The sequence below is a fragment of the Mesorhizobium sp. M7A.F.Ca.US.006.04.2.1 genome, from assembly GCF_004022915.1.
Classification (GTDB): Bacteria; Pseudomonadota; Alphaproteobacteria; order Rhizobiales; family Rhizobiaceae; genus Mesorhizobium; species Mesorhizobium ciceri.
This window is the reverse complement of the sequence record NZ_RZQA01000114.1, coordinates 1-10,576: the sequence shown is the minus strand read 5'-3', so window position 1 is coordinate 10,576 and position 10,576 is coordinate 1. Positions and strand designations below refer to the sequence as shown.

The window sequence follows — 10,576 nt, the reverse complement described above, 5'->3', positions numbered from 1 at the left end:
GTCTCTGAGACAGCGCATGCAAAGACGCACATATGCACGCGCGACGCCCGCCAACAGAATTTTCATTTCGGGCTGCGCACGCAGCGGGACGACGCTGACACAGCGGCTGATGAGGTGTTTCGAGGACATTTTCGTCCATCCGCCCGAAGCGCGATACGCAATGCTGGACATGTTGGACCGGCCGGAATCGAACCTCGTCGTCAAGCGCGATGCGCGCGGTTTTGCGCATCTGGCGAAGCTACCGACCTCCATCGGCTTGATCTATTGCGCGCGCCATCCATTCGACACGCTGACAAGTTCGCATCCGCAAACACGCAACCAGCGTCGGTTCCACGTCACGCCGCAACGCTGGCTGACCGAATACGACGCGCTGATCCGGCTGAAGAAGGCACAACCGCACCGGCAGATCCTTTTCGTCCGCTACGAAGACATGATCGGCGCGCCCGATGCGCAGCAGGACAGAATCGCGCAGTCATTCGGACTGACACCGCGCATTCGTTTCAGCGAGGACCCGGACAATCCGATCCGGGTGGCTTCGTTGAGAAAATGGGAACGGAATGAAGAATTCAGGACCTATCTCGGCGGCCTGCCCCCGGCATTTCTCGCCCGCGTCCAGCGTTTCTGCGCCGAGTTCGGCTATGACATGCCAATAAGCACGCCGACCGTGGACGCGCGGTGATGCAGGCACCGGCGGCCCTCGCGACAGAAGAGCTGGATCCCAAGCGGCGCGTGCTGAAGGACGTGTTCGGCTTCGATGATTTTCGCCCCGGGCAGGCCGATGTCATGGACGCGTTGCTGGCCGGGCGTCATGTGCTGGCTGTCATGCCGACTGGTGCCGGCAAATCGCTCTGCTACCAGGTGCCGGCGCTTGTCCTGGGCGGGCTCACCATTGTCGTTTCGCCGCTGGTGGCGCTGATGCAGGATCAGGTCGCCGCCTTGCGGCTTGCCGGCGTGGCCGCCGATACGATCAATTCCTCGATCGACCGCGATGCCAATATTGCCGCATGGCGTCGCGTCGCCTCGGGCCAGACGCGCCTGCTCTATCTCGCGCCGGAGCGGTTGATGACCGAACGGATGCTCGAGGCGCTGGCCAGGCTCGATATCAGCCTGATCGCCGTCGACGAGGCGCATTGTATCTCGCAATGGGGGCCGGCGTTCCGGCGCGAATACGAGGACCTGTCGCGTCTGCGCGGCATCTTTCCCAGCGTGCCGATCATCGCGCTGACGGCAACGGCGGACGAAGGCACGCGCACCGACATCGAATCCCGGCTGTTTGCCGAGCGCGTCGAGACCCTGGTGCTGGGCTTCGACAGGCCGAACATCAAGCTTGCCATTGAGGCCAAGCAGGACAGCAAGCGGCAATTGCTGCGCTTCGTCGAGCGCCATCCCGGCCGCAGCGGCATCGTCTATTGCCTGTCGCGCAAGAAGACGGAGGAGATGGCGGCCTTCCTCGAGAAGAACGGTGTCACCGCGCTCGCCTATCATGCCGGCATGAGCAAGGAGGCGCGTGACGCCAACCAGAACAGCTTCATGACCTTGTCCGGCGTCGTCATGGTGGCGACCATCGCCTTCGGCATGGGCATCGACAAGCCTGACGTCGCCTATGTCTTCCACACCGACATGCCGGGCAGCCTGGAGGCCTACTACCAGGAGATAGGCCGCGCCGGCCGCGATGGGCGGGACGCCGAGGCGCATATGCTGTTCGGCCTGGGCGATATCCGCATGCGCAGGATGTTCATCGACGACGAGGATGCGCCGCCCGAGCACAAGAGGCGCTCGCATGGCCGGCTCGACACGCTGATCGGCTATTGCGAGACGGCGCAGTGCCGCCGCCAGGTGCTGCTCGGCTATTTCGGCGAGGAAGCGCAGCCTTGCGGCAATTGCGACACCTGCCTCGACCAGGCACCGCGCGCCGATGGCGGAGCCGAGGGTCGGATCATCCTGACGGCGATCGCCCAGAGCGGTGAGCGTTTCGGTGCCGGCCATATCATCGACATCCTGCTCGGCCATGAAACCGAGAAGGTGCTTGCCAGGAACCACCAGAGGCTCACGAGTTTCGGCAGTGGTCTGGCGCACAAGAAGGATTTCTGGCTGTCGCTGATCCGGCAACTCGTCGCCGGCGGGTTCCTGATGCCGGATCCGGCCGGTCATGGCGGCCTCGCCATCGCCGAAAAGGGTCATGCGCTTGGCCGTGGCGAGGTGCCGTTCCATTATCGTGTCGAGGTACGCAGCCGCGCCTTGCGCGGCAAGATGCGCTCCTGGCAGGATCTCGGGCAGTCGGCTGTGGACACCGGGCTACTGGCCGCGCTCAAATCCTTGCGCCTGCGGCTCGCCAAGGAGCGCCAGGTGCCGGCCTATGTGGTGTTCTCCGATCGCACGCTGATCGACATGGCCGAGCGCCGCCCGCACGACCTCGACGCCTTCGCCGAAGTGAATGGGGTTGGGGCGGCAAAGCTCAAGGAATTCGGCCAGGTTTTTCTGAGTGCGATTGCCGAGCACCGGTCGGGTGAGGCGGCCTGAGGTCAGATCAGCGACTGGTCACGCGCCGTGAAGCAGAGGGATCTTCGGAGAAGGCATCCGTTCCGAAACCTCCTGTGCCGCCGCCGCCCATTCCTCCACCGCCCATGCCCCCCCAGGGACCGATTAGTTCAACGTTTTCTGGCCGGCCGGTCGACAGATCAGGCCCAGACCGAGGCGTGCATCGACTTCATGGCCGAGCATCTGCAACCGCAATAGATGCCGCTGTCCGCTTGCAGGCACCTATCCACTGCAAGCGTCGCGGGCGACCCGCCGGGCGTCAGTCGCGCGATGTGGACAGTCCCGCGAGAAGCGGAGCGTGGGCGGCGAGCCTGCGGGATACGAACTCAGTGAAGAGCCGCACGCGCTTCGTCTTGCGTGTCTCCCCATGTGTGAGAAGCCAGAGCGTTCCGTACAGGTGCAGGTCGGTGCCCGGCACCCTCACCAGCAGGGGGTCGGCATCTCCGACGAAGCACGGCAGTGTCGTGATCCCGAGACCTTGCCGTACGGCAACGATCTGCGCCTCGGCGTCCGTGATCCTGAATGGAACTCCCGTGGTGCCAACCTCACCCGCGCTGGCCCACTCTGGAATTCCATGAACGCTTATGACGATCCACCGGATGGGATCAGGTGCGCCCGCACGCCACGCGGCCAGGCGGTCGCGGGACATGTAGACGCCGCCAAACACCTCCGCTCCCTTCAGGCCGTGAAGATTGAGCGGCAGGGTTTTGCGGTCGTAGACGACGCGGATCGCCACGTCGGCCTCTCGGTTGGTCAGATTTGCCAGTTCGCCGGACGACAGGATTTCCATCTCGATGTCTGGATGCACGTACGCGAAATCGGCGAAGTCCGGCATGAGCAGGTGCGTCGCGAGGGGCGGTGCCAGCGTCACCCGCAGAAGTCCGCGTACGCTCTGGTCGCGCCCGAAGACGCGCGTCTCCAGCTGGTGCGACGACGCTTCCATCTGGTTCGCGAGCTCGAGGACCTCCTCGCCCGCAGCGGTCAGGCGGTAGCCCGAAGGCAGCTTTTCGAACATTTGCGCCCCGAGGCGTTCCTCAAGCTGTGCGATGCGTCGCAGCACGGTCGAGTGATTCACCCCGAGCTGCGCGCCGGCAGCCCGCACCGAGCCTCCGCGTGCGACGGCTAGAAAGTAGCGAACGTCATCCCAGTCGATCATGGTGCAATCCGGCACCGCGCGGTGCGCCTTCCAAAGCCCGTATCTAACACATCCTACAGCAGTAGGGACGGGATATCGTGGCTTGTGTCGACAAGGGCGACGCTATTCCGAACGGCGGACACGGATCGTCGCGGGCTGGCGTCAATCCTGAAAGCGGATCGATTCTGCACCACCGATGTGCGCGCTTCCGCACTCACCGCGCGACCCCGGCGGGCCCATCTAGAGGTTCTCGGGGCGTCCCCGAACGACCAAAGACAGAGCCTGGAAGGATTAAGTCATGGGAAAACTGGACGGTAAGGTTGCGGTTATAACGGGTGGTGCCACCGGCATCGGCCTCGCCGCTGCAAAGCGCTTCATCGAGGAGGGCGCCTTCGTCTTCATCTTCGGCCGCCGGCAGGAAGCGCTAGACGCCGCTGTGGCCGAGCTCGGGCCCAATGCCCGCGCGGTGAAGGGCTCGGTCTCGGATGAGGCCGACCTTGATCGGCTCTACGCGGCGGTGAAGGCCGAGCGCGGAAGCCTCGACATCATCTTCGCCAACGCCGGGGTGGGAAGCCTGCTTCCGCTCGGCAAGCTCACCGCCGAGCACATTGACGAAACCTTCAACACCAATGTGAAGGGTACGATCTTCACGGTCCAGAAGGCGCTGCCGCTGATGGGCGAGGGCGGTTCGATTATCCTGACCGGATCGAGCGCCGGCACCACGGGCGCGCCCGCATTCAGCGTCTATAGCGCGAGCAAGGCGGCCGTGCGCAACCTCGCGCGGACCTGGGCGGAAGACCTGAAAGGCACCGGCATCCGGGTAAACGTGCTGTCGCCCGGGCCGACGGCGACCGAACTCGCGAAGGCAGCGATAGGCGAGGAGGGCTTGAAGGTCTTCGCCTCGATGAATCCGCTTCAGCGTATGGCCGATCCAGCGGAGATCGGGGCGGCGGCTGCGTTTCTCGCGTCGCCCGACAGCAGCTTCATGACTGCCAGCGAGGTCGCCGTCGACGGGGGCTTGGCGCAAATCTGACCCGCTACGCCCCGCCGTTCATTCCATTCGATATCCCGAGCCCGCAGGGCCTGGTAAACTGAAGGAGAGTATACATGAGCTACGCAATTATCGGCTTCGGCAAGATCGGCCAGGCTCTTGCCAAGGCATTTGCCCGCAAGGGCCTCGAAGTGTCCGTGGCAACCACGCGCGACCCGGAAAGCTTTGCATCCGACGCGGCCGCGATCGGACCCACGATCATCCCGAAAACACTGGCGGACGCCGTCAAGGCGGACATCATCTTTTTGGCTGTCCGCTTTGAATCGCACCCGGATGTCGCGAAGGCGCTGCCAAGCTGGGAAGGCAAGACGATCATCGACGCGACGAACGTGTTTCCAGTCCCCGAAGAGCTGGACGGTCTGCCGTCCTCCGCCTTCGTCGCGAAGGCGTTCACCGGCGCCAAGCTCGTCAAAGGCTTCAATCACCTGATTGCGGCCACCCTGGCTGCCGATCCGATCGTCGAGGGCGGGCACCGGGTCGTCTTTCTATCGAGCGACGACGAGGACGCGATCGCTCCCGTGGCGGCCTTGGCCAGACAACTCGGGTTCGCACCGGTCAAGCTGGGGAAGCTCAACGAGGGCGGCACGCTGGTGCACGCACGCGGCCGCACTTGGGGCCAGCTGATCTTCCAGGACCTGTTCAAGAAGGAGCAGTAACGGATTTATCGTGCGCCGACAGAGTGGCAGGCGTTCGATGCCGGCCACATCGTCGGCAACGAGCCAAGCGCGCGAAGTGACATGCTTGAAAGCTTACATCTGCCTGGGATCCTTCGGCCGACATGTGCCTGCCACCCAGGAATCGTAGTTGCAAAAGCTGATGTCCCAGCCGGCATCGCATCTTTTGGGAGTTGCCTCACGGCCGCTCGCGCGGATGGGGCCGAAGCCACCCCAACTGCCATCCGAGCCTTTGTAATTTCCCATGACGCGACAATTGCAGTTGTTTACGACGACGTTGCCGTCCATCGACACGCATGCCGATGCAACAGTGGCAAGGCTGAAGAAAGCTGCGATGGCGAGAGAGGCTTTGCGCATCGTGGTCTCCTAACTGGGTTCGGCGAACCAACCGTTACGAGATCGTGGGCCGGGCCTCTTCCCCATTTGGGCTAAACCGGCTGGTAAATTCACGGCGGCATGGCTGCGCTTGCGGACAGAAGCGATGTGCGGAGATGCCGAATGGGCCTGCCCATCGCCGAAGCTTTACGGCCTCCGCGAAGGCCAGAGTGTCCCGGCTCGAGCGGCTCTATCGCCGCCTCTCTACCAGATCCGCAAGATTTGCCGGAGGTTAACGGTAGACAATGAGCGGCCGCAACTGTGTCTCTTTCCGGCCATTTTCTTCAGTCCTGGTTCGGCCCAAAGGCCATATGTCAGGGGGATCACTTTTCAGGGGCAGGCCAGTTCCGCTCGACGGGCAGTGAGAGGCGGAATGTCGACCCGTTGACGTCGCTGGCGGCCAGTATGAGACCGCCGCCATGCTGCCGGGCGATCTCGCGTGAAATGTAGAGCCCTAAACCGGAGCCGTTTACCAGTTGGCCCGCGGCGCGATAGTACCTCATGAATATGAACTCGTGGTCGTCGGGCGCTACGCCAGAGCCCTGATCCGCCACGTGTACAAACGCCACGCCCTGCTCAGTCGACAGCCGGATCGTCACAGAGCTGGTCACCGATGAGTATTTCAGGGCGTTCTGGATCAGATTTTGTATCACAATCTCCAGCAGGTTGCGGTCACCTTTCACAATCACTTCATCGCCGTGAGTGAAGCTAACACGTCCGGCCGCAGCATCATCCAACCCCGCTTCGGCGGCGCGCAAAACCTCATTCAGGTCGAACATCTTGATCCTGGGAAGAGTTTCGTGCCCGCCATTGAGCCGGTCGAAGGCTAGGACGTTTTCAATCAGCGATGACATCCTTTTGACGGTCTGGCGGATCCTTGTGGTGCGCAACTTGATATTGTCGGCGCTTTCACCTGCAGAAGATGACAGATTGTCGGCGGCGGCAGAGATGACGGCCAACGGGCCGCGAAACTCATGAGATACCAAGGCCACAAAGTCCCGCTGCTGAGCCAGAGCATCGTTGGCGGTGTCCAGAGCCTGCCTGAGCTTGAGTTCAAGCAGGTGACGTCGATCCACTTCCACCATGAGCGAGGTGTTTCTTTCCCCAAGCTCAGCGGTCCTTTCGCGCACCTTGATAGTCAGCTCCTGCTCGGCCAAGCGCGACACTGCGATGACGCGGTCCTTTTCCTCGCTCAAGCTGCGCTCGGCAAGCCGCGTTCTCTTCGCGACGGCCGCGCTGAGCAACGCCAGGTGAATCACGGTCCCGCCGGCCAAGAATCTGGACAAAGAGCCATCCAGTTGGAACGGGTTGGCCCCAGTATACATCATCTGCATCACCAGCATGACAGAGATTACGCTCAAAAATGCAATCGCCGACAGCAGATATTGATACCGTCGCCGCACAATGAGCAGATAGAGCACCAGCAGCGAAATGAAGATGAGAGACAGCTGCTGCAGTCGCGATACGAAAAACCCGACGTCGCCGTAGCGTCCCACAATCGCAAAAGCCAAGGCGATGCCATTGAGCAGTACAACGCCCTGGGAGATGCGCCACGCCCAGATCAATTGGCGGTGAAAATCAAACAGTCTAGATAAAAATAATATCAGCACTATACTGTATAAGCAAACGATAATACCCCAAATGAGGTGTATGGTTTTCGGCTCTAGAGACCTCAGAATTTCGGATGCGTATCCCATGTGGAAGAGACTTATTAGGCCAGACTCTATGATAACCGCGATGTATAGAAGATATAAAGAATCCCGGAGCCATACGGCATACAGAAAATTGGTGAAGATCATGACGAAAATCGCGCCAACCACCATGCCCATGACCCAATCGTCGGATCGGCGATACTCTTCATAGCCTTGACTCTGCCAAAGGTTCAGCGAAGTCGTGATCGAGGTCGACGATTGGAGTCGGATGTAATAATCGGTTCGGGTGGACGGCACGGAAATTGGGAAGACGGCCGGATATGCGTCGGCGTCTGCTCCATCCCCTAGGTTGAGTCGGTCAGGGGGCAAGACCGAATAACCTCCCGCCCCGTCAGAGACATACAGCGTGATGTGTTCGATCAAGGGCCGTTCTACCTGCAGCAGCCATTGCCTTGGAGCCGTGGAGGCAGACAGGGAGAACCGGGCCCAGATTGCGCCCTTTTGATAGCCCTGCGTGAGCATCGAAGGGATGGGTTCGAACTGGATGTTGGAGCGCTTGGAAACGATATCATTGAACGTGAGCGCGCCGGTGGGATCATGAAAGATTGCGAGGTGACCGCTGAGTGAAACCGGAGCCTTGAGGCCGTCCGTCGGTTTCAGCGGAAGCGCCCATAACGTTTGCGGCACAAGACACACAAACAATATAGACAATGCGGCGAATAAATGAAATCGAATGGTATCAGATTGCTGCATGGGGTCCGTAGATGATCGGAGAAGGCTACAAGCATGGCGATGTCGTGATCTCCCCCCTTGTTTATCTTGTCGATGACGACAGGGATTTCCGCGAGGAGATGGTCTTCGGACTATCCAGATTGGGCCTGAACGTACATGGATTCCACAATGCTGCCGCCCTCTACCGAGCCTGTGCCGCCAAGCCGGCTGAAATCGTCATTCTCGACATTGGCCTGGAGGGCGAAGACGGCCTTTCCATAGCTACCCATTTGCGGGCCTTACAATCGGTCGGGATCGTCATGGCGACGGCCCGGAGTTCCATCGACGACCGGCTCAATGGTCTTGAAGCGGGCGCTGACGCTTACCTCGTCAAACCCATTGATGTTCGGGAGCTTGCTGCCACGGTGATGGCGGTCAATGAACGTCTCAACAGGCGCCGCGCCCCTTCGTGGTCTCCGGCCCCACGATGGGCCCTGGAGGAAGGCGGCTGGGTGCTTACCGACGGCATGGGCCATCGCCTTCGCTTGACCACCTCGGAACGGCATTTTTTGGAACGCTTGTTCAGTGAGCGTGGCAAGACCGTCGATCGCCGCGCGCTCGTCGAAGCCATGGGCGCAGACATCTATGACTTCAACTATGCCCACCTGGACACCATCGTGAGCCGGCTGCGTCGAAGAGCCAAGAAATCCGACATGCTTCTCCCCTTGCACGCAATTCGCGGGTCAGGCTTCGCCTTCCCCGATTAGAATGATCGTGCCGACCCTGTCCAGAGAGAAGATTGCCGATCTCATCAATTTGGAAGATGACAGGGAAGGAATTCGAGAAGCATCCTCAAGCGACTGACAGTAAGTGTAAGGATATGACAGTTACTGCGATTGTGAATAATCGCGAGATTAATTACTTCAAGGAAAGGGTTGGATAAATCCGCATTCGTTAGATGGCTCGCATTCTATGCATAATCGAACAGGAATGTATCGTGCGCATGGCGAGGTAGATAACGAGGGCGGCGGTGCGCAGAAGGGGTGCGGGATGCGGCAGCATAAGAGAATTTTATTTGCCAGTTGTTCTATTCTAACGTTCGCATCCATCTATGTCGCGATTACCCCCGCGCTAGCCGGGGCGCCAAGCAACGAACAACTCTATCAGATGATTTTGGACCTGCAGCGAAATCAGAAGCAGATGGCGCGCAAACTTGAGGCCGCCTACGCCGAGACTGCTCAGGTTAAAGAAGAATTGGCCACCCTCAGGGGTTCGGTGGCCCAGAGTCGCGAGATGGCTGCGCTATCCTCGGTTGAGAGGCGCATGTACCTGTCAAATCCGCAATCCGACACTCGTGCCGTTGCCGCGCCCAATGTGCGTGTCGGATTCGGCGCGGGAACCAACGGTCACGACCCGTATGCCTTTACCGACGGTTCCGTGGCGCTCCCGCTCGGTGAAAAATACGGCTTCCAGGTCGATGCGATTGGTGGCGTGACGCCAAACAGTAACTTCACAGGTGCCGCCGCGCATCTGTTCCGCCGTGATCCGAAAGTTGGGGCGCTGGGTCTGTATGGAAGCTACCTTCACGGCGGAGGTGGTTACGATGATGGTGGAGTTCTTGAAAACGGTTATGTCGAAGGCAAGCTCGGCGTTGAAGGCCAGTACTATCTGGGCCGGGTCACGCTTGAGGGACTTGCCGGTATAGAATGGAACTCACTTGAAGAGGACGTCAGCCCGTTCGCCGAAGGCAGGGTCGGGTACTATCCTACGGATAACTTCAAGGTTAATGGCGGCCTGCGTCATCGCGACGCCTTTGGTGGTAGAACGCAACTTGTTGGCGGCGCCGAGTACCTGACCGAGTTCGGAAGCGGGATAGCGACTTCTATCTACAGTGATTTCAGCTTCGATCTGACGAACAGCGACGTCTCCTCAAGCGGCGATTTTTCTGCGATGGCCGGTTTGAGATTCCACTTCGGCACCAATGGCGATCGAAGCGCCCCGAAGACAGTCTTCTGCAAGGATCCGGACCAGAATTTCGAGTGCGCGGTCACAGATGGTCAGAACGATTATTATGCCGACAAGCCAGGTCGTTCCTTGATTCAGCGTGATCGTGGCGACTTCCTTCCATCGCACATCGTAAAAGACGTTGGCAACTTGCCGACGCCTTCCACCAATGTTTGGGGACAGCCGGGGGCGCCTGGCGCACCCGGCGAGGCTGGTACGCCTGGAGTGCCCGGCGCGTCTGGACCTCCCGGCGCGCCCGGCGCGGAGGGACCTGGCGGACCTGCTGGGCCTGTCGGACTGCCCGGATCGGACGGGACACCTGGAGCGCCCGGCGATACCGGCGCGTCTGGACCTCCCGGCGCGCCCGGCGCGGAGGGACCTGGCGGACCTGCTGGGCCTGTCGGACTGCCCGGATCGGACGGGACACCTGGAGCGC

The 10,576-nt window shown here is 60.8% G+C and carries 7 protein-coding genes and 1 pseudogene; 6 read left to right on the top strand and 2 right to left on the bottom strand.

Annotated features, from left to right (window positions below; translation table 11 throughout):
• Together EN925_RS08970 and recQ are read left to right on the top strand one after the other, a co-directional pair.
• Nucleotides 1-679 (top strand): sulfotransferase (locus EN925_RS08970; RefSeq protein WP_128336466.1); only part of this gene is annotated, 679 nt, incomplete at its 5' end.
• A complete protein-coding gene (gene recQ / locus EN925_RS08965; RefSeq protein WP_127368811.1) occupies nucleotides 679-2,520 on the top strand; it encodes a DNA helicase RecQ in 1,842 nt (613 codons plus the stop codon). The genes EN925_RS08970 and recQ, both read left to right, overlap by 1 nt.
• Nucleotides 2,521-2,797: 277 nt before the next feature.
• On the opposite strand, the gene EN925_RS08960 is transcribed toward recQ, so the two are convergent.
• On the bottom strand, nucleotides 2,798-3,694 hold the full coding sequence (locus EN925_RS08960; RefSeq protein WP_127368810.1) for a LysR family transcriptional regulator: 897 nt from the start codon (nucleotides 3,692-3,694) through the stop codon (nucleotides 2,798-2,800).
• Nucleotides 3,695-3,971: 277 nt separating this feature from the next.
• Here EN925_RS08960 and EN925_RS08955 point away from each other — a divergent pair, with 277 nt between their 5' ends.
• Together EN925_RS08955 and EN925_RS08950 are read left to right on the top strand one after the other, a co-directional pair.
• On the top strand, nucleotides 3,972-4,706 hold the full coding sequence (locus EN925_RS08955) for an SDR family oxidoreductase (RefSeq protein ID WP_024504244.1): 735 nt from the start codon (nucleotides 3,972-3,974) through the stop codon (nucleotides 4,704-4,706).
• Between the two features lie 74 nt (nucleotides 4,707-4,780).
• Nucleotides 4,781-5,380 (top strand): NADPH-dependent F420 reductase, encoded by a 600-nt coding sequence (locus EN925_RS08950; RefSeq protein WP_013529054.1) that lies wholly within the window; start codon nucleotides 4,781-4,783, stop codon nucleotides 5,378-5,380.
• Nucleotides 5,381-6,096: 716 nt separating this feature from the next.
• Here EN925_RS08950 and EN925_RS08940 read toward each other — a convergent pair.
• Entirely contained in the window at nucleotides 6,097-8,178 is a 2,082-nt protein-coding gene (locus EN925_RS08940; RefSeq protein WP_013529056.1) for a sensor histidine kinase, read from the bottom strand.
• 11 nt (nucleotides 8,179-8,189) lie between these two features.
• Here EN925_RS08940 and EN925_RS08935 point away from each other — a divergent pair, with 11 nt between their 5' ends.
• Nucleotides 8,190-8,903 carry a response regulator transcription factor gene (locus EN925_RS08935; protein WP_127368707.1) on the top strand — a complete coding sequence of 238 codons (714 nt, stop codon included), beginning with the start codon at nucleotides 8,190-8,192 and terminating at the stop codon, nucleotides 8,901-8,903.
• Nucleotides 8,904-9,126: 223 nt separating this feature from the next.
• A pseudogene (locus EN925_RS40120) lies at nucleotides 9,127-10,576 on the top strand (hypothetical protein); the annotation flags it as partial.